We start from the raw sequence: 23,561 nt of genomic DNA, 5'->3' as shown, positions 1-23,561 counted from the left end.
TCATGGCGTCGCACCTTCGCCTTCTACCGCCAGCGCGTGGTGAAGGGAACGTACCGCGCGGCGTCACGGCGCGCCGCCGAGCGACGCCTTGGCCAGGCGGGAGATCGACTCCACGTCGCCCTGCACCGCGTCGAGCAGCGGGCCGAGCGCGATCCGGAGCTGCTTCGAGTTCGGGTGGCGCAGGATGCGCGCCACGCTCTCGGCGGCCTGTTCGTTCAGGTCGTGCTCGGCGTAGCGGTCGATCTGAGCGCTCGAGAGCGCGAAGCCCGGGAACGCCGTGCGGCAGAGCGCGTCGACCATCTCCGCGGCGACGCCCGGCGCGACGTGCGCGGCGCCCAGCGCGGTCCGGGCCTTCTGCGCGGTGATCGCGCACGACTCGGTGCGCAGCTGGCTGAGCACGGGCGAGCCGAGGGTCGTGTGCCACCGGGAGATCTCGCCCGCCCGGCTCGCCTCGAACTCGCCCGGCGGCGCCTCGGACACCGGCAGGAGCGCCGCGAGCTGCTCGGTCGCGCCGGGGTCGAGCGGCACGCGGCGCACGATGATCAGATCGTGCGCCCGCAGGCACCCGATGAGCAGCCGCGCCGAGGCGTCGCGCAGGAGCGGCGCGAGCGACGTCGCGATCACGGCGGGCGGCGCGCCGATCAGGCTCGGGAACCCAGGGCTCGACGCCCGCGCGCTGTTCACCCCGGCGGCGCGAAGGCGGGTGCTCGGCGGCGAGCGCACGCTGTTCGGAGGGGGCACGCTCGACGGCGAGTTGCGGCCGACGCCCGGCGCCTGCGCGACCATGCGGCTGCTCGGCGGCGGAGCGCCGGTGAGCCGGCCCACGCCGCCGGCCTGCGGCGGGTCGCTCGTCGGCTGGCGCGCGCCGGCGCTCCGCGGCGACTCCGGCGCGAGCGACGGCGCCGAGGCCAGCCGGCGGCGCGCCGCGGTGCCGCGCTCGCCGACCACGTGGAGCGCGGCGAGCTCGATCGCGCGCAGCGCCGGGACGTTCCGCGGCGCGCGGGCCGCGATCGCCGAGGCGAGCTCCGCCTCCTTGCCGAGGAGCTGCTCGGGCTCTCCGAGCTCGCGGAACAGCGCCTCGGCGACCTGCGCGCAACGCTCCGCCGCCCTGTCCGCCGTGCTCTGCGTCTGCGGCTCCTTGAAATAGAGCGTTAACTTTCCCCTGACGGTCTCGCCGCGCGCGGCCGCCGACACGACCTGCGACGCGCTCTCGACGTTCGCAGGCTCGCGCCCCCCGAAAGGCCAGAATCCCATACCCCCATTGTCGCGCGATCCCGGGCCCGGGCGCGAGCGCTTCGAGTGTCCTGGCCCTCACAGCCGGCTAATCGCGAGGGGGAACGGACACATAGCGATTGCCGCGCTCGTAGAAGCGCCACGGCCTCTTCGCCCACGCACCTGCGTAGTCCACGTTGATACGAGGCGATCGCGCGATGGGCCCGGCCGCGCCGGGGAGCAGGACCAGCCGAGTCCCGCAGAGATCCATGCCGTACACGGCGCGGTCGATCCCGAGCGCCCGGCACAACTTCCCTGGACCGTTGGTCAGCTCGACCCGCTCGGGCGCCACGCCGCGCCGGCGGCTCATGATCGAGAGGCCGAGCAAGGGCTCGATGGCGCGAATGAGCACCGCGTGCGGCTCCCCCTCGGACGCCACGACGACGTTGAACGCCCAGTGCATACCATAGAGCGCGAACACGTAGGCAAATCCAGCAGGGCCGAACATGACCTCCGTCCGTACGGTCCTCCGGCCTCCGGCGCTGTGGGCGGCGAGATCCTCCGGGCCGCGGTAGGCCTCGGTCTCCACGATGCGCCCGCCGACGACGCCCTCGGGCGTCCTGTGGACGAGCACCTTGCCGATGCAGTCCCGCGCGACGACGAGCGCGGGCCGGGCGTAAAAGTCGCGCGCGAGCGGCGCCGCTCCTTCGAGGAGCGCGGCTTCGTCGATCGGCGCGCGGAGGGCGGGCGTGCGGCGCATGGCGGGCCGGGGAGTCGCCCTGCTCAGGAGCCCTGGCCGGGCGGGCGCGCCGCCAGGAAGCGCTCGTTGAGGAACGAGAGCACGTCGTCGCGGTGCCGCTTCACCTGGATCTCGTGGCGGAACACCGCCGCGACGTGCATGTCGGGATCGATCACGTACGTGATCCGCCGGGGGAGAGCGACGAGCGGCCAGAGGACCCCGTAGGCGCGGCACACGCTGCGGTCGTCGTCGGCGATCATCGGGAAAGGGACCTTGTGCGACGCGGCGAACCGGCACTGCGTCCGGTGGTCGTCGGCGCTGACGCCGACGATGCTCGCCCCGGAGAGCGCGATCTCGGCGTAGTTGTCGCGGAAGTTCTTGGTCTCGACGGTGCAGCCGGGCGTGAAGGCCTTCGGGAAGAAGAACACGACCGTGCAGAGCCCGCGCTGCTGGGACAGCACGAAGCGCTGGCCGTCGGTGCTCAGCTTGTCGATCTCCGGCGCGCGCTCCCCGACCTTCAGCATGCCGCCGCAATCTGCCGCAAGTCGCCGCCCGCGTCGACAGGCGAGGCGGCGCGGCGGCGGGGCGCCCCCCGCGTCACGTGTCGATGCCGAGCCGCTTCAGCCGGTAATACAGCGTCGTGCGCTGCATGCCGAACTGCCGCGCGACCTCGGCCTTGTTCCCTCCGCAGCGCTCGAGCGCGGCGAGGAGCTCCCGGCGCTCGATGTCGTCGAGCTGGGAGCTCAGGTCGAGCTTCGGGCGCGCGGCGGCGGGCGCGGCAGGCGCGGCGGGCGCGGCGGGCGCCCTGGCCCCGGCCGCGTCCGCTTCGGGCGCCGGCGCGGCCCGCGGCGCGCGGGCGGGCGGGTCGGCGGGCTGCGTGCGCGCGGTGAACGCGAGGTGCTCGGGCAGGATCACGTCGCCGCGCGAGAGGATCGCCGCGCGCTCGACCACGTTCTCCAGCTCGCGGGTGTTGCCGGGCCACGTGTATGCCGCGAGCTTCGCGATCGCCTCCTCCGAGAGCGACGTGGCCGCGCGCGCGTTGCGGCGCGTGTACTTGCGCAGGAAGTGCTCGGCGAGCGCGCGGATGTCCTCGCGCCGCTCCCGGAGCGGGGGCAGCCTGATCGGGAAGACCGAGAGCCGGGAGACGAGCTCCGGCAGCACGCCGAGGCGCGCCCAGGCCTCCTCGATGCCGGGCGTGAGCGACAGGACGACGCGCACGTCGACGCGGGTGGTCTCGGTCGACCCGAGCCGCTCGACCTCGCCGTCGGCGAGCGCGCGGAGCAGCCGCGCCTGCAGCGACGGCGTGAGCGGCGCCGGCTCGTCGAGGTAGATCGTCCCCCGGTGGGCGAGCTCGAGGCGGCCGGCGCGCTCGCTGAACGCGCCGTCGAAGGCGCCGCGCCGCCAGCCGAACAGCTCGCGCTCGAGCGCGTCGCCCCGGAACGCGGCGCACGTCACCTTGACGAACGGCTGCTCCTCCCGCGGGGAGCCCACGTGGATCGCGCGGGCGACGACCTCCTTCTCCGCCCCCTCCTCGCCCTCGATCAGCACGTGCGTCGACGCCTTCGCCACCTCGCCGATCCGGGCGGTGACCTCGCGCATGGCCGCGCTCTCGCCGGCGATCTCCCCGAAATCGATCGGGTCCCGCTGCTCGCGCTCGAGGTAGCCCGCGTAGAGCGCGAGCTGCTCGCGCAGCCGCCGGTTCTCCCGGAGGGTCGCGAACCCCGAGATCACCTGCCGCAGGACGACCGCGAGCTCCTTGGAGTTCCAGGGCTTCTGGACGTAACGATCGACCGCGCCCGAGTTCACCGCGTCGATGAGCACCGTCACGTCCGCGTAGGCGGTGAGGAGCACGCCCGCCGTGTCCGGCCGCCGCTCCTTCGCCTGCTTGAGGAACTCGATCCCGCTCATCCCCGGCATCCGCTGGTCGGCCACGATCACCGCCGGGTCGAGCCGGTCGAGCAGCCCGAGGGCCTCGGCGCCGCCCAGCGCGTAATGGAGCTTGAACGACTTCCTGAACGCGAACCGGAAGGCATCGAGGTTGTCCTGCTCGTCGTCGACGACGAGCACGTCGAAGCTGTTCCAGTCCAGATCGCGCATAGGTTGCCCCGCCTCTAGAGGTACTACAGCTCGGCACGATCGTGACAGCGGAGGTGGCGCGCCGCGGCGCAGATCCCGGGGCGCGCCGCCGGCCGGTGTCACGCGCGCCGCGGCGCGGGCCGCCGGCCGGTCCCACGCGCGGCGGGCCTCAGGCCGCGCCCCGCCGCGCGTGGGACCGGCCGGCGCGGCGCCCCGGGATCTGCGCCGCGGCGCCCGGGCGGGGGCGAGCGCCTTCCGACCGCGACGCCGTCGCATCACCTGGCCGGATCGATTTCTCCGCCTGCCCAGCGATCCGCGGTAAGCTCCGCGCCCGCCTGCGAAGCGGGCGCTGGGCGAGCCCCACACGGAGGAAGCCGGATCATGCTCGAGGACGTCATCAAGGAGCTGCGCGAAGGGATCGAGAAGGCCATCGAAGCGCTCCGGCGAGACCTGGCGAAGGTGCGCACCGGGCGCGCGAACGCCGCCATGCTCGACGGCATCCGCGTCGACTATTACGGCGTCCCGACGCCGATCGTGCAGATGGCCACGGTGTCAGTGCCGGAGCCGCGGCTCATCACGATCAAGCCCTGGGAGAAGAACCAGGTGAAGGCGATCGAGAAGGCGATCCGCGAGAGCGATCTCGGCCTGAACCCCCAGGTCGACGCAGACCTCATCCGGCTGCCGATCCCGCCGCTGACGGAGGAGCGGCGCAAGGAGATGGTGAAGCTGACGAAGAAGAACGGTGAGGACTGTAAAGTTGCGATACGGAAGCACCGCCGCGACGCCAACGAGCTGCTCGACACGCTCGACAAGGACGGGGAGGTCAGCGGCGACGAGGCCGATCGGGCCAAGAAGAAGGTCGAGGACGTCGTGGCCGAGGGAACGAGGCAGGTCGACGCGGTGATCGCGGCCAAGGAAAAGGACATCCTGGACGTGTGAGCGGCGCCGGGCTGCCGGAGCCGGGATGTGCCGGAGCGCCGGAGACGACGCCGGGGAGGCCCGTGGAGCGCGCCGGGAGGCAGGGCCCCGTGCCGGAGGCGCTCGCGGGCCGGGCCGCGCTCGGCGAGCCGCGTGGCTGCGAGAGGTACGGACGAGGCGACCGAGGCGGCGAGGGCGACCGAGGTCCTGCCTGCGAGCGACCCGGGGGCGCGCTCGTCGCGACGAATTGAAAAAGGGGCTTGCGGTCCCCCCGGGCAAAGTCGGTAGGATCAGGAAGGTCGGCGAGTGGGCGTCAAAGACGCCCATAACGGCGCGAGAGGCCCAGCTTGACAGGTTTTCGGTAGCATGAAACGTTTCGTGTTCGAAGCCTCCGACCCGGAGCCGTCTCAAGGATTCCCGAGGTTATGCGAGCGATCGCTTCAGGAATGACGGACGTTGGTCTCCAACGCGACCACAACGAGGACAGCTACGCCGTCCTGTCGGAGTACGACCTGTTCATCGTCGCGGACGGCATGGGGGGCCACCGCGCGGGGGACGTAGCGAGCAAGCTGGCGACCGACTCGATCGCGGACTTCTTCCGGTCCACGTCGCGGGAGGACGCCACCTGGCCATTCCACTTCGACACCAGCCTGTCGGAGGAGGAGAACCGCCTCGTCGCGGGCATCCGCGTCGCCAACCGGCAGATCTTCGAGCGCAGCATCCGGTCTCGCGACTGCGCCGGGATGGGCACGACGGTCGTGGGGGCGCTCTTCTCGAAGAAGAAGAACCGCATCTACGTCGGCCACGTCGGCGACAGCCGCGCCTACCGCGTCCGCAAGGGCTCGATCAGCCAGCTGACCCGCGATCACTCGCTCTTCAACGACTACATCATGGCCATGCCCGAGCTCACCGAGGAGCAGCGGGCCGAGCTGCCGCGCAACGTGATCACGCGCGCGCTCGGGATGCAGGACAGCGTGGTGGTCGACCTGATCAGCGACGAGCCCCAGCCCGGGGACGTCTACCTGCTCTGCTCGGACGGCCTGAGCGGGATGCTCTCGGACGATCAGATCCTCGCGATCGTGAGCTCGATCAGCGAGGTGCCGGAGATGTGCCGCCGCCTCATCGCGAAGGCCAACGAGAACGGCGGCGAGGACAACATCACGGCGCTCGTGATCCGGATCGACGAGCAGGACGAGGCCGAGCTGCCGAACAGCGCGACGCTCGGCCCGCCCGCCGACTCGCAGCAGGTGAACTCGGGCGAGCGCTCGACCGTCCCCGCGGCGTCGGCCTCCGGCTCCGAGAAGAGCTGACGCGCGGGGCGCGGGGGGCACGCCGCGCGCTGCCCGCGCTCAGGTGTCGCAGCTGTCGAAGGCCAGGAAGCCGTTCCTGATCTGGCAGGTCTGGCCCTCGTTCGTCACCGCCGGGCACTCGAAGGCGACCCAGATCTTGCCCGCGTCGACGCCCTGGCCGCTCTCGGGGATGAACCAGAAGTTGCACGGGTCGGGGCTGGACACGAAGGTGTCGCCGGCCGTGGCCACCGAGGAGAAGCTGACGCTGCCCGTGGCAGGCGCGTCCTCGGTCGCGTCGGGGCTGATGCTGGAGATGTTGACGGTGATCGACTGGGCGGTCGCCGTGTTGGTGGCGCGCGCGCTGACGGAGAAGCTGCCCGAGCCGGACACGGTGCAGGAGACCGTGGCGTCCTCCTCGCCGTCGGCGAGCACCCGGTCCTTGTGGCTCCCGTCCACGCTGCCGAGCTGCGCGAGGTGCCCCGCGGTGCTGCAGGCGGCGCCCGGGTCGGCGAAGTTCATGCGGAACGCGCCGCGCGGGGGGGGCGGCGGATCGTCGCCGCAGCCGACGCTGAGCAGGGAGAGGAGGCCGAGCACGGGCACGAAGCCAAGGCGGGCGAGACTCATGGAACGCTCCGGGGTAGTTGGCGGCCCCGAGGCCGCACCTCGCTTCTATCGTACTCGGGTGCCCGCGATCAAACGGCGGCCGCGCCGGGCACGCCCGGCCGCGGCCGCGCGCGCGCCCTCAGGCCGACCTCACGCGCCCTCACGCGCCGGCGCCGTCGAGCGCCTGCGCGATGTCCTGCCAGAGGTCCTCGCTCGCCTCGAGGCCGACCGAGAGCCGGAGGAGGCCGTCCGCGATGCCGAGCGCCTCGCGCGCGGCCGCGGGCACGGAGGCGTGTGTCATGAGGGCGGGGTGCTCGGCGAGCGACTCGACGCCGCCGAGGCTCTCGGCGCAGGAGAAGATCGCGAGGCGCTCGAGGAACCGCGAGGCGACGGGGAGGCCGCCGCGCACCACGAAGGAGATCATCGCCCCGGGGGCGAGCATCTGCCGCGCGGCGAGCTCGTGGCCGGGGTGCGTGGGGAGGCCGGGGTAGTTGACGGAGCGCACGGCCGGGTGCTCGGCGAGCCTCCCGGCGATGACCGCCGCCGACACGGACTGCTGGCGGACGCGCACCCCGAGCGTCTTGAGCCCGCGGAGCACGAGGTAGCAGTCGAACGGGCTCGGGACGGCGCCGATCGCGTTCTGCAGGAAGCCGATCCGCTCGGCCAGCGCGTCCTCCGACGTGACGAGCGCCCCGCCGATCACGTCCGAGTGGCCGTTCAGGTACTTGGTGGTCGAGTGCGCCACCACGTGGGCGCCGAGGGCGAGCGGCCGCTGGAGCACCGGCGTGGCGAAGGTGTTGTCGACGACGAGCAGCGCCCCGTGCGCGCGCGCGATCTCGGCGAGCGCGGCGATGTCGAAGATCTTGAGCATGGGGTTCGTCGGCGTCTCGATCCAGATCATCCGCGTGGCCGGGGTCAGGGCCTTGCGGACGACGTCGAGGTCGCGCATGTCGACCTGGGTCGAGGCGACGCCCATCGGCCGCATGACCTTGTCGAAGAGCCGGAACGTGCCGCCGTAGACGTCGTCGCCCGCGAGCACGTGGTCCCCGGGCCGGAGCGTGTGGAGCAGGGTGGCGGTCGCGCCGGAGCCGCTGCCGAAGGCGAAGCCGTGGCGCCCCCCCTCGAGCGCGGCGAGGCACTGCTCGAGCGCCTTGCGGGTGGGGTTGCCGCTGCGCGAGTACTCGAACCCTTTGTGGTCGCCGGGCCGCTCCTGGGCGAAGGTGCTCGCGAGGACGATCGGGGTCATGACCGCGCCGCTCGTCGGATCCGGCGGCTGCCCGGCGTGGATCGCGAGCGTGTCGAGGGCGAGCTTGTCGTGGCCGAGGTGAGGCTTCATGGGCTCGAGACTTATCCTTCGTGCCGCGGGTGTCCACGGCTTTGACGGTCGGCGGGGACGGGCGCGGCCGCGTCGAACGCGTGCGCCGTGTCGAAGACGTCGACGCCCGCGACGGGCGCGGCCGCGTCGAACGCGTCGAGCAGCGCCCGCGCGCTGCCGACGCGGCGCTCCGGATCGCGGTCGAGCGCCCGGGCGAGCGCGCGGCGCTGCCCCGGCGCGAGCGCGTCCGCGGCGGCGAGCGCGTCGAGGCAGAGGCCCGCGTCGCTGATCTCGACGAGCACCGCGGCCTGCTCGCGCGCGCGCGTGAGGGGCGCGCCGGTGACGAAGGCGGCGAGGGTCGCCGCCATGGCGTAGACGTCGCCGCACGGCGTCGGCGGCGATTCGCCGCGGGCGATCTCGGGGGCGACGAACGGGAGGGTGCCGCGGTCGGCCGTCTCGAGCTCCGGCTCCATGCCCCGGAAGCGCGCGGCGCCCAGGTCGACGAGGCCGACGTCGCCGAGCGGCCCGAGCAGGACGTGGTCGGGGCCGAGGTCGCCGTGGACGAAGCGGATCGGGCCGCCGTCGTCCGCGAGCTCCTGGAGCTCGGCGAGGGTCTCGATCGCGGTCCTGACGACGTGGACGAGGAGCGAGGCGGGCGGGCGCCGGCCGCGGCCGCGCCACCCCTCGAGCACGTCGCGGAGCGAGGCGCCCTCGCGCCGGCTCTCGAGGAGGAAGGGGCCGTGGCGGTCGGCGCCGACGCGCGCGAGGGCGGGCAGGGCGGGGTGGCGGGCGAGGGCGAGCGCCTTCGCCTCGCGGATCATGGCCGCCCTGCCGGCGTGGGTGTGGAGGGCGCCCGGGGAGAGGCGCTTGCACACCCACGTCGGACCGAGCGTTGAACCGAGGGGCGAGCCGAGCGCGGCGGCCCGCTCCCCGGGCGGGCGGTTGGCGGGCCGGACCAGCGCCACGTCGAAGGTGGCGCCCGCGCCGAGGTGCTCGATCAGCTCGGTGCCGTCGGGGGCGGGGTAGGGCATGCGGCGGCCTCCCTATACCGTGGGCCGGGGAGCCGCCAAGGAAAGGCGGAGACGAGGCGAGGCGGCGAGCGTCGACAGCGCCCCTCGATCGGCCGGGCGCCGACTGGCCTGCACGTCCGCCGCCGGCGAGCGGCGCCGACGTCCGTCGCCGGCGAGCGGCGCCGACGCCCCCCTGCGTACGCCTGCGGTGAAAGCGCGTCAGCCCGCCCCCAGCGCGGCTTCCAGCGCCTCGCACTCGCGCCGCCACCGGAGCGCCTCCGCCGCCCCCTCGCCGCCCCTCGTCGCCAGCCGCCACCGCGCGTCGCGCCAGCGCGCCACGAACACCTCCCACTCGGCCGGGGCGCGGCCCGACGACGAGCGCGCCGAGCGCGCGGCGATCCTGTCGTCGATGTCCTGGAACGGGAACACCGGAGCGCCGAGGCCGAACCGCGCCTGCGACCAGTGGACCAGGCTGATCACGAAACCATACCGGCAGCGGCGCGTCGCCTCGTCCACGCCCACCACCGGGGACCGCCAGTCGAGGTGGATGTCGTCGAGCTCCGGCGGCCGCGGCTCGTGTTTGCCCACGCAGAGGTGCAACGCCTCCTCATCGGTCCGGTGCACCTCGCGCCAGGTGTCCGCGTCGCGCGGCTCGCCGCCTCGGAGCATCGCGGCCAGGTGCGAGGCGAGCGAGCGGAGCAGCGTGCCGCGCTGGTGCTCGATCGCGCCGAGGACCGTGTCGCGCGCGAGGCGGCGGCCGCCCGGCCCCGCGACGTGGCCGTCGAGGCGCTCGCGCAGCGCGGCCGGCTCGGCGTAGACCACCTTGAATCCCGCGCTCCCACCGTGCCACACGTTGCGCAGATACCTGATCTGCGCCCACAGCCCGAGCGCAGGGTCGATGTCGCGGATATGCTCGAAGACGCGCACGACCACGTTGACGCCGGTCGGCCCGAGGCGGGTGAGCGCCTCGCCGAGGTCGCGCGGCGGGGGGGCGCCCCAGAACGCGTTGTCCAGGTTCAGCTCCGCCCCGGGCCGCCCCGCGAGCCTGTCGGCGAGGCTCCTCTCCAGCGCCTCGCGCAGCGGCGCTTCGAGCCCGGCCACGTGCGGACCCGCCCCGGCGTCGAGTGGACCGGTCATGGCAATACCGTATCACGACGGCCCGCGCGATTCTGGCGGTGTCGCGCCGTGTCGCGCGGTGGCGCGCGGTGCAACGCGGCTCAGGCCGGCGCCGCCGCGGCGGCCGCCTGTGGGAGGGGGGCGCACCTCTGCGCGGGCGGAGGGCGGCGGCCAACTTTTCTGCGGCTTGTACAGCATATGACTGCGCCCCGCGCGAACGTGATAGAAGTCTCGAGAACCCGCATGGACCCCAACATCCTGGAGACGCTCTTCGTCGCGGTCAGCAACGGCGTCGCCCTCTTCATCGGCGCGTACGTGGCGCGCCGATCGGCAGAGATCAGCGGGGATCGCCGGGCGGAGCAGGAGGAGAAGATGGAGCTCCAGAGGCAGCGCCGAGAGGCGCTCTTGGAGCGGCTGGCCCTCCAGCGCCGCGCGCTCGACGAGTACGCCCGCACGATCGTCCGATGGTCGTCGCCGGCGGCCGGAGCGCCGCGCTCGAAGGAGGACGACCTCGCGGCGGACCAGGAGTCGATCGCGATGTACGCGCAGATGACCAGCGCGTTCGGCAGCCGCCAGTTCGCCGAGCAGGCCGCCGCGACGCTGCACGCCGTGCGCGCCGGCCGGGGCAACGCCCAGGTGTTCCCGTTCTCGGTGCAGATCGCCTCCGCCTGCTACCAGGAGATGATCCGGGCCATGTCCGAGCTGGAGAAGGAGATCGGCCTGCCGGCGCCGCGCTCGCCCGCGCGCCCGTTCCTCCCCGACGAGGAGCTCGCGAAGGAGGCGACTCGGCTGTTCTCCAGGAACGTGGTGGAGCGCTCCGGGATCGATCTCGGCATGGTCGACCAGATGCTGGAGCGCGTCAGGGTCAACCAGCCCGAGGAGACCGAGAGCTCCCGGTAGGGCTCACCTCCGGCCGCGGCGTCACTGGCTCCATCCGAGCCGGATGAGCGCGTAAAAGAGGAAGAGTCGGGGCACCCGGAACAGCACCAGGGTGACGAAGTAGCGCCACGGGACCTGGTAGAGCCCCGACAGGTAACAGAGCATCGAGAAAGGGACCGGCGAGATGCTCCCGATCGCGATCGCCCAGTACCCGTAACGGTCGAACAGCCGGTCTATCTTGGGTCGAGTCCGCTCCAGGCGCGCCGCGAAGATGCGGAAACGCGCGAGGCGCCCGGCGAGGCGGTAACCCGTGCAGCCGGCGAGCAGCGAGGCCACGGAGATGGCGATCATCGGCGGGATCTGCGAGCCGCCGGCGGAGATCGCCGTCAGCATGTAGAACTGCGGCGGGATCGGGAACGAGAACGCGTCGGCGAGGTAGGTGCCGACGAACATGCCCGCGATGCCGAAGCGCTCCACGAACCCGCGGCCGAGCGCCTCGAGCTGGTCGCGCACGAGGTGGGCCGCGAGCGCGATCGCGCCGAAGAGGGCGCCCAGGCTGAGCACCAGCTGGGCCAGCGTGCGCCACAGGTCGCGCCGCCCTTCGCCGGAGCGCGCCTTGCTGCCTCGCGCTTCGCCGTCGTGCGCCTCGTTGCCTTGCGCCTCGTCGCCTTGCGCCTCGTTGCCTCGCGCTTCGCCCTCGCGCGCCTCGTTGCCTTGCGACGTCAGACCGCCTCCTGCCGGCGGCGCTGCAGCCGCTCGATGATCCGCCTGCTGCGGAGCGTGCTCTGGAAGATCCGCGTCGCCTTCTCGAGGGCGTCGAGGAGCTTCTGCGCGGGGCCGTGTTTGTCGACGTAGGCGAACGGCCGGTGGGCGTTGATGACCTCGAACGAGTCCTTCTCGTCCTGGTAAGCCGAATAGAAGATCACCGGGACTTCCGGCTGCGCCTTGCGGATCTGATCACAGACCCAGAAGCCGTCCTGCCCCGACATCCGCACGTCGATGATCACGGCGCATGTGTCCTCGGTGAACGCCGCGACCCCGTCCAGGGCCGAGGCGCAGACCACCAGGCGGTACCTGTCCGAGAGGAGCTCGCCGAGCGACTGCCAGATCTGCTTGTCCTCGTCGACCACGAGCACCAGCGGAATCCGCGTGGACTCGGGCGTCTCGTGATCCGGCCGCCGGCCTGGATCGGCCTCGAGCAGGGTGTCGGATTCCTTGGATGGCATTCGTCCTCGGCGTCGGTGGGCGCGTCGGAGCGCCCATGACGCAATGTACCACACGCGACGCGTCGGGCCAGCGCGCCCCCGCGGGGCGCTGGACCGACGCGCCGCGGTCGATCGCTGCGCCGGCAGCCGCGAGGCCGCGCCGCCGGGCCGTGGGCGGCGGCGCGGATTTCGTCTATGCTCGGCGAGGCGTGGCCTCATGGTGAGGCTCGTGGGCCCGCTGTCGAAGCGCCGGTATCCTTGCATGGCCCCGCGCTCAGCTCCTCGCAGGACGTCCGAGGCCGCCCAGCCGGCGGCGGGATCCCCCGAGGAGAAACGCCGTTTCACAACCGAGATGAGCTGCACATGAAGAACGCAGAACTCCGAACGATCCCCCTCGTCACCGCCGCCGCTCTTCTCCTGATCGCCGCAGGATGCAAGGACGAGGAGAATTTGCACGCGTGCCACGAGCTCTGTAAGAACCGGATCCTCTGCGAGGAGGAGCGCGGGAATTCGCCGCCGAGCCAGACGGGCTGCGAGACCGCTTGCCTCGGCCTCAAGGGGGAAGAGCTCGTCGCGCGGACCGAGGTGTGCGTGAGCAAGGCGTCCTGCGATTACGTGGCCTGCGTGGATTCGGACATCCCGGCCTCGTGCAGCGCGCTTTGCGAGAACCGGATCCTCTGCGAGGAGGAGCGCGGGAATTCGCCGCCCAGCAAGGCGAGCTGCGAGACCGAGTGCCTGGAGTCCCAGGGGAGCGACGGCGAGGCGCGCGCCGAGGCGTGCGCGGACGAGACGTCCTGCGATTACGTGGCGTGCGCGAGCAGCGGCGAGGGAGGGGGCGGGGGAGGCGGGGCGGCGCCGTGAACGCGCGCGGCGCCCGTGCGGGCGTGCGCGCGGGCGGGGGCCTGGCTCAGGGCGCCGCGTCGCACTCGGGGGCGTCGCGGAGCGCGCCCGACGTGCGCGGCCCCTCGAAGCGCACGAGCTCGAGATCGACGAGATCGAGGCTCTTGAACGTCAGGTCGAGCGGGCCGACCGACACGCCGGCCTCCGCCTGGGCGTAGGCGCGCACGCCGCCGTCGATCCGCGCGTCGTACGAGCAGTAGGGCGGCGCGGTCTCCGCCGAGACGCGCGCGTACGCCAGGACGCCGACGTTCGGGCCGAGGATCCCGTAGAGGCGCGCCCGGAGCTCCGCGCCGGCGCTCACCTTGCCGGACGCCGTGATCGCGCCGGGCGCCCCGATCGAGGCCGTGCCCGACGCCGAGCAGGACGGCTCCCAGATCGTGCTCCACTCCTCGTCCTCGTAGTCGACCCCGGCCTCGATCTCGGCCGTGGTCCGCGCCTCGGCGGCCACCTCGGCGGCCGTGAACGACAGGCTGAGATCGGCCTTGGCCCTCGGCACGACCTGCGTCGTGACGACCACCGGCGCGGGCCCCACCCAGAACGTCAACGTCGGGAGCGGCACGCTCGGGACGCCCCCGGCGAGCTCGAGCAGATCGACCGTGCAGCTCCCGGTGACCGTGCCGGCGCCGTGGAGCTCGGCGTTCACGTCGAGCCTCCCGGACGCGACGAAGCGGAGCCGCTTCAGCTCCGGCACCGGGTTGAGCTTGCCCCGCGGGCCGACCTCGACCTCGAGGTCGATCTCCGGGGAGAGCTCGGCCTCGACGTCGAGCGCGGCCGTCCCGTGCGCGGTGACGCCGCACGACGCGGGGAGCTTGGCCGAGGAGAGATCGAAGAGCTTGATCGAGGCGCCGGACGCGACCTTGAGGGCCTCGGCCTGGCTCGCGATCGCCTCGCCGTCCTCCTCGCCGAGCGCGCGGAGGCGCGCGGCGTGCTCGTCGAGGGCGCGCGCGTAGGCGTGCGCGTCGTAGCGGACGCGGAAGTGCCCCTCGGTGATGAACTCCGTGAGGTAGGCGGGCGTCGTCTCGAGCGCGAACCGCAGCGCGTCGAGCGCGCGGACGTTCACCACGCGGACGAGGTACCCGCCGCCCTGCGTGCCGGCGAGCACGTCGCCCGCGGCGAACGGCGGCAGGCTGCCGTCATGCGTGATGACGAGGTCGTGGGCCCCGAGCTCCGCGGCGACGAACCCCGGCTCCTTCTCGGGCACGCGGGCGCGATCGGAGAGCGTGAGCGGACGGACGACATCGACGGTCCCGGGGGCCGGCAACTCGGCATCTTCCGGGGCGCCGCCCGGCGCGACGACACACGCCCCGAGCTGCGGCGCGCTGACGGCAAGGAACACGGCGGACAGGAGGCGCGCGGCCCGCGCGCGGCTCCAGGACAGGGTGGTTTTCATGCGCGCGGACGCTACGCGGGCCGTGTGGCAAAATCGTTACGATAAAAAGACTTGCTGTCTCCGGTGGACGGGATAAGGGCTCACCGCGACGGCTGGATATCCAGGGATCGAGATCGTTCAGGGAGCGAGCGAGGCGGAGCGGAGAGCGCTTATTGAACCGGGCGAGGGGTGATGTGCCGGCCGGGCGCGCTTCGCGTCCGCGTGTGATGGCCCCGCGAAGTCCGGCGCGCGCTCACGAGAGGAGCGCCCCGTCACGAGAGGAGCGCCCCGGTCGACCGCTCGATCCGCTGCCTCCCCTGTGGGTCATCCTCCCGTAGGAAGGTGCAGAACGGCGAGCGTGTACGGCGCGCGGCGGCCGAGCGGACACCCGCTCGCCGCCTTGCCTCGCGGCGCGCCCCCGGGCAGGCTTCGGCCATGGGCCAGCCTGCCGAGAAGCCCCGCCGCGCGACGTATGCCGATCTCGAGGCCGTCCCGCCGAACAAGGTGGCGGAGCTCATCGGGGGCGTGCTCCACGTGCTGCCCCGCCCGGCCCCGCGCCATGCGCGCGCCGCATCGAGCTTGGGGATCGAGCTCGGCGGTCCCTTTGACCACGGCAAGAATGGCCCCGGCGGCTGGTGGATCCTGGACGAGCCCGAGATCCACTTCCCGGATCCGGCGGCGGCGGGCGAGATCGACGCCGTCGTGCCCGACATCGCCGGCTGGCGCCGCGAGCGTTTGCCCGAGCTGCCCGAGACGGCCTACTTCGCGCTCGCCCCGGACTGGATCTGCGAGGTGCTGAGCCCGTCGACCGAGGACGTCGATCGCGAGGAGAAGATGCCGGTCTACGCGCGCGAGGGCGTGCGGCACGCGTGGCTCGTCGACCCGATCCAGCGGACGCTCGAGGTCTTCTCGCTCGTGCCCGGTGAAGGCTGGGGTCCGGCCGCGCTCTACCGCGATGCCGCTCGGGTCCGCGTGGCGCCGTTCGACGCCATCGAGCTCGACCTGTCGGTGCTGTGGGCGAAGTAGCAGGCCGCGAGCCGCGCGGCTTCGAGCGAGGCTCACCGACGGCTTCGGGCTGTTTTACCTGGGGTGAGTAACGGGATTTGAACCCGCGACACCTGGAGCCACAATCCAGTGCTCTACCAACTGAGCTATACCCACCGTTCTTCGCGGCCCGTGGGCTGCGAAGGGCTCGGAGAATACTCAGCTTCGCGCGGAGTGCAATCGGGTAAACGCACGGCCGCGTTCGCAATCTGCTCCGCGCCGCCCCCATGGCCCCACCCCGTCCCCGGGGGTCGTGCGCCGGCGTCCGCTCGTCCCACCCGGCGCCCGCTCGTCCCATCCGGCGCCGCTCGCCCCCGGCCGCCAGCGCGCTGTTCCCTGCGTCCTTTCCGGGCTCATGTGCCGGAAAATGCTGTGATTCTGAATAGATACGCCGTCGCCTAGCCCGGGGCGAGCTCAGGGAACGAAGCCCTCGCCTTCGCCCGCCGCCCGGCTCAGAGCGTCGTCCACCGGCGCAGCGCCACGCCGCGGGCCCGGTCCAGGTCGGCGCGGTGGCGCGCCGAGAGCGGCGCGCGCTGCGCCGGCGGCCCGGCGGCCCCGGCGGGCTCGTCCGGCAGCTCGCGGCCGCTCGCGCCGAGCAGCGCCGCCGCGAGCGACGCCTCGAGCGCGGACAGCTCGTAGCCGCCCTCCATGAACATGGCGAGCCGCCCGCCCGACTTCGCGGCCGCCATCGCCGCGAGCCGCCGGCCCATCGCCGCGTAGGCCGCGCGCGACAGCTTCATCCCCGCCAGCGGGTCGCGCTCGTGCGCGTCGAACCCCGCCGAGACCACGATGAGCTCGGGCGCATACTCGTCCAGGATCGGGAGGACGATCTCGTCGAACGCCGCCTCGTAGACCACGTCCGTCGCCCCGTCCGACAGCGGCACGTTCACCGTGTAACCCTTGCCCTCACCCCCGCCGATCTCGTCCGCGCTGCCGGTGCCCGGGTAGAACGGCCACTGGTGCAGCGAGCAGAACAGGACCCGCGGGTCGTCCCAGAAGATGTCCTGCGTGCCGTTGCCGTGGTGCACGTCGAAGTCGACCACCGCCACCCGCGAGAGCCCGCGGCTCAGCGCGGCCTGCACGGCCACGGCGGCGTTGTTCAGCAGGCAGAAGCCCATGCCGGTCTCGCGCGTCGCGTGGTGGCCGGGCGGGCGCAGCAGCGCGACCCCCAGCCGACCGGGGCCCGCGAGCACCGCGTCGACCAGCGCGACCGCCGAGCCGGCGCCCCGCTTCGCCGCGTCCACCGAGCGCGGCACGACGTAGGTGTCGGGGTCGAGCGCCGCGTAATGGCCGCTGATACGGTCCAGCGTCTCCAGGTATCGCGGGGCGTGGGCGCGCGCCATCTCCTCCTGCGTGGCGTCGCGCGACGCGACGCGCTCCACCGCGACGCCGGACGCGGCGCAGCGCTCGATCGCGCGGCGCGCGGCGTCGAGGCGCTCCGGACGCTCGGGGTGCGCGCCCCGCGCGCGGTGTTGTTCGAACAGCGCATCGTCGACGACGTAGAGGCGCGGGCCTTCGGTGTGCGGCGGATTCAAGTGCACCATGACCTGGGTGGGAGAGTTGTAGCAGCGCCGCACCGGATGGTAGCTTGCCGAGAGCTTCGGCAAGAAGGAGTGGAGGCGCAGGATGCGCGGAAAGATCATCGCAGTCTTCGCCGTGATTGTCCTCCTGGTCGGGGGGCTCTCGTACGCCCTCGCGCGCGCCTCCCTCGGGGAAATCTCGAGCCAGGGTGAAGCCCCGCGCGCGCTCGCGGCCGCCATGGCGCAGCTCCAGGTCGACGGCCTCGTGCTCGAGCGGTGGCTCGCGTCCCATGCGAGCGGTCCGAAGCTGCGCGAGCCGTTCAACGCGGGCACGCCCCCGGCGCGCGCCGAGGCCGCCACGAGCGCGGCCAACGCGATCCGCGAGGCGGTCGCCGCCGCGCCCGAGCTGGCCAAGACCCCGCCGTCCCTCGTCGTCCTCGTGGACACGAAGGGCGTGGTGCTCGGACGGAACGGGTCCGCGCTGATGCGGGGGGACGACCTCGGCGCCGTCTACCCGTCGCTGAAGCTGGCCATCGAGCGGGGCGTGACCGGCTCGGACGCGTGGGTGAGCCGCGCGCGCAACGAGCAGCTGCTCGCGTCGTACGCGCCCATCCGCAGCGAAGACGGGCAGATCGTCGGCGCCGTGGCGGTGGGCACCGCGCTGAACGACGAGCGGCTGACCAACGCGAGCGAGCGTACGAGCGGGCGCATCCTCGTCGTCGCGGTGCAGTCGGGCGACGGGCTCGACGTCGTGGCCAAGTCGCGCGGCGCCTCGCCCGAGCTCGGCGCGGCGCTCGCGGCGTCGCCCGCGAAGGACGGCGCGCTGCACGCGCTGGGCTCCGGGCGCATGGTCGACATCGGCGGGCTGCCCGCCGGCTACGGCGCGGTGGCGAACGCGCTCGAGGGCTACGGCGACGGGCGGCGCGCGGTGCTCGTCAGCATCGCGCAGCCGAGGACGCTGGGGGCCGTGGCCGCGCTCTTCTGGCCGCTGCTCGGCGTCACGGCGCTCGGGCTCGTGCTCGTCGTGATCGCGGCCTACTTCCTGGACGCGTACGTCTCGCAGCCGGTCTCCGAGATCGAGGACGGCCTGCTCGCGATCATGAACGGCCGGACCGATCTCCGGTTCCAGATCGAGCACGCCGAGCTCGGCGGGCTCGTGTTCCGTCTGAACTCGCTCCTCAACCAGCTGCTCGGCGTGCAGGAGGACGAGACCGACGCCGAAGGGCGCCCGTCACGCGCGCCCACGTCGGCGTCGTTCCGGGACGCGCTCGAGGTCGACGAGCGCATGGCCGCGCTGTCGGCGAGCGAGATCCCCGCCGACGCGAAGGCGCTGCTCGAGGAGCCCGAGGACGTCTACTACGCGCGCATCTTCGCCGAGTACGTCGCCGCGAAGAGGTCGCTCGGCGACCCGGTCGACCACATCACCCGCGACGCGTTCGTCGCCCGCCTCAAGGCGAGCGAGCAGGACCTCGGGCAGAAGCACGGCAAGCCGATGCGGTACAAGATCGAGGTGCGCGGCAAGGAGGTCGTGCTCCTCGCGGTGCCGCTCGCCTGAGGCCCGCCCCGCTCGCCCGACGCGCGGGGCGCTGCCCGCAGCGTGGCGGCGCGCCTCAGTGCAGCACGGCGTCCGGACCCTCGTGGAGCTCGACGCGCCCGGACGAGGGCTCGCGGCGGAGCGCGATCACGTCGGAGAGATCGCAGCCGAGCGCGACCGCCGGCGACGAGGTGGTGACGATCCACTGCACGTTGGGCAGCGCCGCGCGCAGGCGCGAGGCGAGCGAGCGCTGGCGGTGCAGCGGCTGCTGCGCCTCGACGTCGTCGATCAGGACCACGCCCTCGGCGAGGCGCGGATCGCCGCTCGGGTGCGCGGCCGCGAGCGCGCGGAGCGACAGCGCGCCGAACGCGACGGCGTGCCGCGCGCTCCGCCCGAGGTCGTCGAAGTCCACGCGCCGGCCGTCCTCGCGCTCGAAGATCGGCTCGAGCCGGAGCGGGTCGACGCCCAGGTACGTCGCGCCGGAGCCCTCGAGCAGCGCCGCGAGCACCTCCCTGAGCGCGCGATCGAGCGCCTCGAGGCGCCTCCTCGTCGGCTCGTCGCGCTCCTCGCGCGCGACGGCGGCGGCGAGCGGGGCGAACGCGAGCACCTGCTTCGTCTCGCGGGCGAGGTCGGTGCGCGTCGCGTCGTCGAAGCTCGCGGCCGCCCGGACGTCGTAGCGGAGGAGGCTGCGCTCGGGCGTGGTCAGCACGATCGAGGTGCGAGAGAACCACCGCGCGCCCGACAGCGCGACGAGCACGAAGCCCCCCTCCGCCGCGCGCCGCTCGAAGAACGACTGCTCCCGGCGCCGGAGGATCGCCGCCTCCTCGGGCTCGTCGAGGCGGGCGTTCGGGCTCGCGACGCGCAGCGGGTGCGCGCGCGCCGGGTCGTCGGTCCCGAGCATCCAGTCGGCGACCACGAGCGCGGGCGGGCCGTCCTCGCCCCGCGGCCTCGGCTGGGCGACGGCGTAGCCGGGCCGCGTCGACGCGATGGCCGAGAGGAGCGAGGTCTTGCCCACGCCGTCGCCGCCGAAGAGGACCACGAGCCGGCGCGGCGCGCCGCCTTCGCCTTCGAAGGAGAGCGAGAGATCGTCGAACGGGCCGACATGGACGAGGCGGACGTGGGAGAGCAGCACCGCCCGCGAAGGTATCACCCCGAGGCGCGCGCGCGGAGCGCCGCGCGCCGGCGTTGACGCTCCGCGTTCAGCGCGCCCCGCCTCCGCGTCGACGCCGCATCCGGTAGCGCCCGGGGGCGCGGCAGCCTAGATTCGTGCTCCGGGGTGTTCACGGTGCTGCGCAGGCTGCCTCCGCCGGATTTCCGTTACGTCTGGCTCCACCCGGAGCGCGGCTCCACCGGCGCGTTCGCCGCGGCGGGGACCGCGGGGCTCGCGGGCATCTCCGCCGCGTGCTGGAGCGCCGGGAGCCAGGCGCTCTCGCTCGGGCTCATGGCGATGGGCAGCGCGCTCGGCGTGCTCGCCCTGGCGCGCGCCGAGCAGCGCCTCCCGGTCCAGCGCGGCGCGCGCGAGGTGACGATGGCGGTCGTGCCCTGGGGGATCCTCGTCAACCCGGACACCGACCTGCGGGTGCTGCGGTGGCCCGCCGTGCGGCGGGTGCGCGTGGACGTGTCGCACACGATGCGCGGGGGGACGCCGGCCGTCGTGTCGAGCCTCGTGACGGTGCACACCGAGCGCGACGTGCTGGCCGGCCGCGCCGCGGGCGCGGTGGATCTGGAGCGGCTGCTCGCCAACCTCGAGGGCTACGCGCAGGAGGCGGCGCGGCCCGTCGCGGGCGACATCGAGGGGCAGACGGCGCTCGGCGACGGCGTGACCGAGCCGATCGCCGCGGAGCTGCTCCAGGCGGCGGACGCCGTCTGCGCGACGAGCCGCGGCTCCGCGCAGCTCGCGCTGCCGGGGGGCGGCTACCGCACGGCGGCGACGCGCGCGGCGGCGCCCGAGACGGTCTCCGTGCTGCGCTCCGCGCTCGCGTGGAGCCACGACTGCCCCGCGGATCCGCGGCCGCTCGCGGCGATCCTCGCGGGGGAGCTCGGCGCGGCCGAGCTCGTGCCCGAGCTCCTGCGGCTCGCGAGCTCGCCGCACCCGGTGGCGGCGGCGTTCGGCAAGGCCGCGGCGCTCCGGCTGGGCGCGCCGCCGAACCGCGCCGGCTCGCTCGACGAGGTCGCGGCCTTCCTGTTCGAGGAGGACGTCGAGATCGGCAAGCAGTGGATCGCGTCTTCCCCCGCACTTTCCTTGCGACCGGGCGCCGAAGCTTGCTAGCTAGAAGGGTCGGCAGCGCGAGCGCTGCGGCGCGAGGGGCCTGCGCGCGGGGGCCGTCGCGCCGCGGGGCGCGATCCTAGGGGCGCGCTGCTTCTTCGGGTCGTCCACCGCGCCGGGTCAGCAATGGTACGGGCTCCGTCGCCACCGAAGCCGTGTTCACGGGAAGCGCGCCGCCGGCTGGCCGCCGGGTGCCTGCTCGGCCTTGTGCTCGCCGCGTGCGCCGAGCACCGCGCCGCGGGCCCGCCGCCGTCGCAGAGCACCGCGCGCCCCGCGGCTTCGGCCGGGGCGCCCGCGCTTCCGGCCGCGGCCGCGCCGGGCGAACCGGCGCCCGTGGTGGACGGCGCGTGGGTCGAGGCGGTGCGGCTCGAGCGATGGGCCGAGGCCGCGGAGCGGATCGACGCTCTGCCGCTGGATCAGCGGGCGCTGCCGTCGATGAAGTACGCGCGGGCGCGGGTCGCGCTCGAGCTCGGGGATCACGCGAAGGCGGTGGAGCTGCTCCACGGCCTGGAGCAGGCGCTGCCGCTGCTCGCCCGCGAGGTGGCGCGCCACCGCGCGGAGGCGGCGCTCGAGGCGGGGCCGTTCCTCGCCGCGGCGGCCTACTTCGAGGCCTCGAGCAGCGCCCGCGACCTCGCGCGCGCGGCGACCGCGTACCTGAAGGGCGGCGATCCGAAGCAGGCCCGCGCGCTCGCGGATCGGGCCGTGGCCGCGGCGCAGCGCGCGAAGCGGTCGCGCGACGAGGCGGCGGCGCGGATGGCGCGGGCGCGCGTCCACCTCGGCGCGGCCGGGCAGCCGGCGGAGAAGGGCGGGGCGGCCGGGGCCGGGCAGCCGGCGGAGAAGGCCGGGGCGGGCGCGGCCGGGCAGCCGGCGGAGAAGGCCGCGGCGGCCGCGGCGCTCGCGCTCCCGGACCTCCGGTGGATCGTCAAGAACGCGCCGTCGGCGCCCGAGGGGCGCGAGGCCGCGGCGCTGCTCGCCGCGATGCCGGGGCAGCTCTCGCACGAGGAGCGGCTCCAGAACGTCGACGCCATGGTCGCCGCGGGCAGCGCGGCCGAGGCGATCGCCGAGCTCGACCAGCTGTCGTCGAGCTCGAGCGCGCCGAGCGCGCCGACCGCGAAGCGCGCGCCCGGCGTGTCCGCGTCGGAGCTCCACCACCGCCGGGCCACGGCGCTCTACCGGGCGCGCGACTACGAGGGCGCGGTGCAGGCGTTCCTCAAGGGGGCGGCGACGCCCTCGGCGCGCCAGGCGGAGCAGCTGCACCTCGCGGCGCGCGCCCTCTCGCGGCTCCGGCGCGAGGGCGAGGCGATCGAGCGGCACCTCTCGGTCGCGCGCAGGTTCCGGAAGACGCGCTGGGGCGAGCTCTCGAGCCTGCTCGCGGCGCGGCTGCTCATGCAGGTCGGGCGTTACCCGGAGGCCGTCGCGCAGTACGGCCGGTTCCTCGCCGCCTACCCGCGGAGCGAGGAGCGCGACGACGCGGTCTACGAGCGGGCGCTCGCGATGCTGTCGACGGGCGGCGCCGCCGGGGCGCGGCAGGCGCTGGAGCTGCGCGCGCGCGGCGAGCGGGCGCCCGAGGCGGCGCGGCTGCGCGAGCTCGCGGGGCTCGCGGCGCTGCGCGGGGGCGACCGGGAGGGCGCGGCGCGGATCTGGACGCAGGTGATGCGGGATCAGCCGCTCTCCTGGGGCGCGCTGCTCGCGCGGTCGCGCCTCGCCGCGATCGGCGCGCCGGCGCCGCCGCTGCTCGTGCCGGCGTCGCTCCGGGACGCCCCGCCCCTCGACGTGAAGCTGCCGCCGGCGGCGGCGCTGCTCGCCTCGATGGGGCTCGACGGCGACGCGGAGAGCTACCTCGCCGAGAACGAGCGGGACGCGACGGCGGCCTACGCGGGCCAGGAGAGCGAGGCGCTCTGCCGGATGTACGGCATGCTCTCGCCCGCGAAGCGCCGCTACCGGGTGGGCACGCAGGCGATCAGCGCGGCGGCGCTGGAGCGCGCGCCCTCGCAGGCGGACCGCTGGGCGTGGGAGTGCGTCTATCCGGCGCCGTACCTCGGCGAGGTGCGCGCGCTCGAGGCGCAGCACGGCCTGCCGAAGGGCCTCGTCCACGCGCTGATGCGCCAGGAGAGCGCGTTCGATCCGGTCGTGGTGAGCCCGGCGAGCGCGGTCGGGCTGATGCAGCTCATGCCGGCGACGGCCATGAAGGCGGCGAGCGAGCTGTCGCTCGGCCTCGATCTCGGGCAGCTCAAGAGCGCCCCGGTGAACCTGCGCCTCGGCGGCTACTACATCGGCAAGCTGCTCCGCACGTTCGAGGGCAGCCTGCCGCTCGCGACGGCGGCGTACAACGCGGGCCCGAAGGCCGTGTCGCACTGGCTCGAGGGCGGCATCGACAGGGACACCGACGTGTGGGTGGCGCGGATCCCGTATGAGGAGACGCGCACCTATGTGGGCCGGGTCCTCGCGAACCTGGCGCGGTACCAGTGGCTCGACGGCGGGGACGGGGCGGTGGAGCTGGTCCCGCTCGTGCTCCCGGCGGACGCGCGCGCCCCGGCGGACGCCTACTGAGGACGGCCGCCGGCGT

The 23,561-nt window shown here is 74.0% G+C and carries 21 protein-coding genes and 1 tRNA gene; 8 read left to right on the top strand and 14 right to left on the bottom strand.

The window, feature by feature from the left end; genetic code table 11:
- Positions 1-63 precede the first annotated feature (63 nt).
- From WMF43_RS34935 to WMF43_RS34920, 4 genes are all read right to left on the bottom strand, one after another.
- Positions 64-1,254 carry a hypothetical protein gene (locus tag WMF43_RS34935; RefSeq protein WP_437671339.1) on the bottom strand — a complete coding sequence of 397 codons (1,191 nt, stop codon included), beginning with the start codon at positions 1,252-1,254 and terminating at the stop codon, positions 64-66.
- Between the two features lie 67 nt (positions 1,255-1,321).
- Entirely contained in the window at positions 1,322-1,972 is a 651-nt protein-coding gene (locus tag WMF43_RS34930) for a DNA-3-methyladenine glycosylase (protein ID WP_437671337.1), read from the bottom strand.
- Positions 1,973-1,995: 23 nt separating this feature from the next.
- Entirely contained in the window at positions 1,996-2,475 is a 480-nt protein-coding gene (locus tag WMF43_RS34925) for a peroxiredoxin (RefSeq protein ID WP_437671335.1), read from the bottom strand.
- Positions 2,476-2,548: 73 nt separating this feature from the next.
- A complete protein-coding gene (locus WMF43_RS34920; RefSeq protein WP_437671332.1) occupies positions 2,549-4,048 on the bottom strand; it encodes a sigma-54-dependent transcriptional regulator in 1,500 nt (499 codons plus the stop codon).
- A 360-nt stretch (positions 4,049-4,408) separates the two neighbouring features.
- Between WMF43_RS34920 and frr the strand changes: the two genes are divergently transcribed.
- The gene (gene frr, locus WMF43_RS34915; RefSeq protein WP_437671330.1) at positions 4,409-4,966 is read left to right on the top strand and encodes a ribosome recycling factor; all 558 of its coding nucleotides are present in this window, start codon (positions 4,409-4,411) and stop codon (positions 4,964-4,966) included.
- 425 nt (positions 4,967-5,391) lie between these two features.
- The gene (locus WMF43_RS34910) at positions 5,392-6,255 is read left to right on the top strand and encodes a Stp1/IreP family PP2C-type Ser/Thr phosphatase (protein ID WP_437671328.1); all 864 of its coding nucleotides are present in this window, start codon (positions 5,392-5,394) and stop codon (positions 6,253-6,255) included.
- 39 nt (positions 6,256-6,294) lie between these two features.
- On the opposite strand, the gene WMF43_RS34905 is transcribed toward WMF43_RS34910, so the two are convergent.
- From WMF43_RS34905 to WMF43_RS34890, 4 genes are all read right to left on the bottom strand, one after another.
- Positions 6,295-6,858 carry a hypothetical protein gene (locus tag WMF43_RS34905; RefSeq protein WP_437671327.1) on the bottom strand — a complete coding sequence of 188 codons (564 nt, stop codon included), beginning with the start codon at positions 6,856-6,858 and terminating at the stop codon, positions 6,295-6,297.
- Between the two features lie 139 nt (positions 6,859-6,997).
- Entirely contained in the window at positions 6,998-8,173 is a 1,176-nt protein-coding gene (locus WMF43_RS34900) for a cystathionine gamma-synthase (RefSeq protein WP_437671326.1), read from the bottom strand.
- 11 nt (positions 8,174-8,184) lie between these two features.
- Positions 8,185-9,183 (bottom strand): protein kinase domain-containing protein, encoded by a 999-nt coding sequence (locus tag WMF43_RS34895; RefSeq protein ID WP_437671324.1) that lies wholly within the window; start codon positions 9,181-9,183, stop codon positions 8,185-8,187.
- Between the two features lie 198 nt (positions 9,184-9,381).
- The gene (locus WMF43_RS34890; protein ID WP_437671322.1) at positions 9,382-10,299 is read right to left on the bottom strand and encodes a hypothetical protein; all 918 of its coding nucleotides are present in this window, start codon (positions 10,297-10,299) and stop codon (positions 9,382-9,384) included.
- Between the two features lie 222 nt (positions 10,300-10,521).
- Between WMF43_RS34890 and WMF43_RS34885 the strand changes: the two genes are divergently transcribed.
- A complete protein-coding gene (locus WMF43_RS34885) occupies positions 10,522-11,178 on the top strand; it encodes a hypothetical protein (protein WP_437671320.1) in 657 nt (218 codons plus the stop codon).
- A gap of 21 nt (positions 11,179-11,199) precedes the next feature.
- On the opposite strand, the gene WMF43_RS34880 is transcribed toward WMF43_RS34885, so the two are convergent.
- Complete coding sequence (locus WMF43_RS34880) at positions 11,200-11,721, bottom strand: YqaA family protein (RefSeq protein WP_437671318.1); 522 nt, start codon at positions 11,719-11,721, stop codon at positions 11,200-11,202.
- A gap of 158 nt (positions 11,722-11,879) precedes the next feature.
- The gene (locus WMF43_RS34875) at positions 11,880-12,383 is read right to left on the bottom strand and encodes a response regulator (RefSeq protein ID WP_437671316.1); all 504 of its coding nucleotides are present in this window, start codon (positions 12,381-12,383) and stop codon (positions 11,880-11,882) included.
- A 342-nt stretch (positions 12,384-12,725) separates the two neighbouring features.
- Between WMF43_RS34875 and WMF43_RS34870 the strand changes: the two genes are divergently transcribed.
- Positions 12,726-13,223 carry a hypothetical protein gene (locus WMF43_RS34870; RefSeq protein WP_437671314.1) on the top strand — a complete coding sequence of 166 codons (498 nt, stop codon included), beginning with the start codon at positions 12,726-12,728 and terminating at the stop codon, positions 13,221-13,223.
- 46 nt (positions 13,224-13,269) lie between these two features.
- Here the strand turns inward: WMF43_RS34870 and WMF43_RS34865 are convergent, their stop codons facing one another.
- On the bottom strand, positions 13,270-14,652 hold the full coding sequence (locus WMF43_RS34865) for a hypothetical protein (RefSeq protein ID WP_437671312.1): 1,383 nt from the start codon (positions 14,650-14,652) through the stop codon (positions 13,270-13,272).
- A 414-nt stretch (positions 14,653-15,066) separates the two neighbouring features.
- Between WMF43_RS34865 and WMF43_RS34860 the strand changes: the two genes are divergently transcribed.
- Positions 15,067-15,657 (top strand): Uma2 family endonuclease, encoded by a 591-nt coding sequence (locus tag WMF43_RS34860; RefSeq protein WP_437671310.1) that lies wholly within the window; start codon positions 15,067-15,069, stop codon positions 15,655-15,657.
- Between the two features lie 59 nt (positions 15,658-15,716).
- Here WMF43_RS34860 and WMF43_RS34855 read toward each other — a convergent pair.
- Positions 15,717-15,792 (bottom strand) — tRNA-His (locus WMF43_RS34855).
- 335 nt (positions 15,793-16,127) lie between these two features.
- Positions 16,128-17,318 carry a histone deacetylase family protein gene (locus WMF43_RS34850; RefSeq protein WP_437671308.1) on the bottom strand — a complete coding sequence of 397 codons (1,191 nt, stop codon included), beginning with the start codon at positions 17,316-17,318 and terminating at the stop codon, positions 16,128-16,130.
- On the opposite strand from WMF43_RS34850, the gene WMF43_RS34845 reads away from it, so the two are divergent.
- Positions 17,302-18,750 (top strand): MXAN_5187 C-terminal domain-containing protein, encoded by a 1,449-nt coding sequence (locus tag WMF43_RS34845; RefSeq protein WP_437671305.1) that lies wholly within the window; start codon positions 17,302-17,304, stop codon positions 18,748-18,750. The genes WMF43_RS34850 and WMF43_RS34845 overlap by 17 nt on opposite strands.
- A gap of 55 nt (positions 18,751-18,805) precedes the next feature.
- Here WMF43_RS34845 and WMF43_RS34840 read toward each other — a convergent pair whose 3' ends face one another.
- Positions 18,806-19,861, bottom strand: a complete 1,056-nt coding sequence (locus WMF43_RS34840; RefSeq protein WP_437671303.1) for an AAA family ATPase — start codon at positions 19,859-19,861, stop codon at positions 18,806-18,808.
- Between the two features lie 144 nt (positions 19,862-20,005).
- Between WMF43_RS34840 and WMF43_RS34835 the strand changes: the two genes are divergently transcribed.
- Positions 20,006-20,998: a hypothetical protein gene (locus WMF43_RS34835; protein WP_437671301.1), complete on the top strand. Its 993-nt coding sequence runs from the start codon at positions 20,006-20,008 to the stop codon at positions 20,996-20,998.
- Between the two features lie 204 nt (positions 20,999-21,202).
- Entirely contained in the window at positions 21,203-23,545 is a 2,343-nt protein-coding gene (locus tag WMF43_RS34830; RefSeq protein WP_437671300.1) for a transglycosylase SLT domain-containing protein, read from the top strand.
- Positions 23,546-23,561 lie beyond the last annotated feature (16 nt).

The sequence above is a fragment of the Sorangium sp. So ce131 genome (assembly GCF_051519095.1).
In the GTDB taxonomy this organism is placed as follows: domain Bacteria; phylum Myxococcota_A; class Polyangia; order Polyangiales; family Polyangiaceae; genus Sorangium.
Note: the sequence above shows the minus strand (reverse complement) of the source record. Positions and strands in the feature narration are given on the sequence as shown.

Excerpts from the sequence above, each read along its gene's own strand:
- WMF43_RS34935 (WP_437671339.1), bottom strand. The coding sequence starts at position 1,254 with ATGGGATTCTGGCCTTTCGGGGGGCGCGAGCCTGCGAACGTCGAGAGC.
- WMF43_RS34930 (WP_437671337.1), bottom strand. The coding sequence starts at position 1,972 with ATGCGCCGCACGCCCGCCCTCCGCGCGCCGATCGACGAAGCCGCGCTC.
- WMF43_RS34925 (WP_437671335.1), bottom strand. The coding sequence starts at position 2,475 with ATGCTGAAGGTCGGGGAGCGCGCGCCGGAGATCGACAAGCTGAGCACC.
- WMF43_RS34920 (WP_437671332.1), bottom strand. The coding sequence starts at position 4,048 with ATGCGCGATCTGGACTGGAACAGCTTCGACGTGCTCGTCGTCGACGAC.
- frr (WP_437671330.1), top strand. The coding sequence starts at position 4,409 with ATGCTCGAGGACGTCATCAAGGAGCTGCGCGAAGGGATCGAGAAGGCC.
- WMF43_RS34910 (WP_437671328.1), top strand. The coding sequence starts at position 5,392 with ATGACGGACGTTGGTCTCCAACGCGACCACAACGAGGACAGCTACGCC.
- WMF43_RS34905 (WP_437671327.1), bottom strand. The coding sequence starts at position 6,858 with ATGAGTCTCGCCCGCCTTGGCTTCGTGCCCGTGCTCGGCCTCCTCTCC.
- WMF43_RS34900 (WP_437671326.1), bottom strand. The coding sequence starts at position 8,173 with ATGAAGCCTCACCTCGGCCACGACAAGCTCGCCCTCGACACGCTCGCG.
- WMF43_RS34895 (WP_437671324.1), bottom strand. The coding sequence starts at position 9,183 with ATGCCCTACCCCGCCCCCGACGGCACCGAGCTGATCGAGCACCTCGGC.
- WMF43_RS34890 (WP_437671322.1), bottom strand. The coding sequence starts at position 10,299 with ATGACCGGTCCACTCGACGCCGGGGCGGGTCCGCACGTGGCCGGGCTC.
- WMF43_RS34885 (WP_437671320.1), top strand. The coding sequence starts at position 10,522 with ATGGACCCCAACATCCTGGAGACGCTCTTCGTCGCGGTCAGCAACGGC.
- WMF43_RS34875 (WP_437671316.1), bottom strand. The coding sequence starts at position 12,383 with ATGCCATCCAAGGAATCCGACACCCTGCTCGAGGCCGATCCAGGCCGG.
- WMF43_RS34870 (WP_437671314.1), top strand. The coding sequence starts at position 12,726 with ATGAAGAACGCAGAACTCCGAACGATCCCCCTCGTCACCGCCGCCGCT.
- WMF43_RS34865 (WP_437671312.1), bottom strand. The coding sequence starts at position 14,652 with ATGAAAACCACCCTGTCCTGGAGCCGCGCGCGGGCCGCGCGCCTCCTG.
- WMF43_RS34860 (WP_437671310.1), top strand. The coding sequence starts at position 15,067 with ATGGGCCAGCCTGCCGAGAAGCCCCGCCGCGCGACGTATGCCGATCTC.
- WMF43_RS34845 (WP_437671305.1), top strand. The coding sequence starts at position 17,302 with ATGCGCGGAAAGATCATCGCAGTCTTCGCCGTGATTGTCCTCCTGGTC.
- WMF43_RS34850 (WP_437671308.1), bottom strand. The coding sequence starts at position 17,318 with ATGATCTTTCCGCGCATCCTGCGCCTCCACTCCTTCTTGCCGAAGCTC.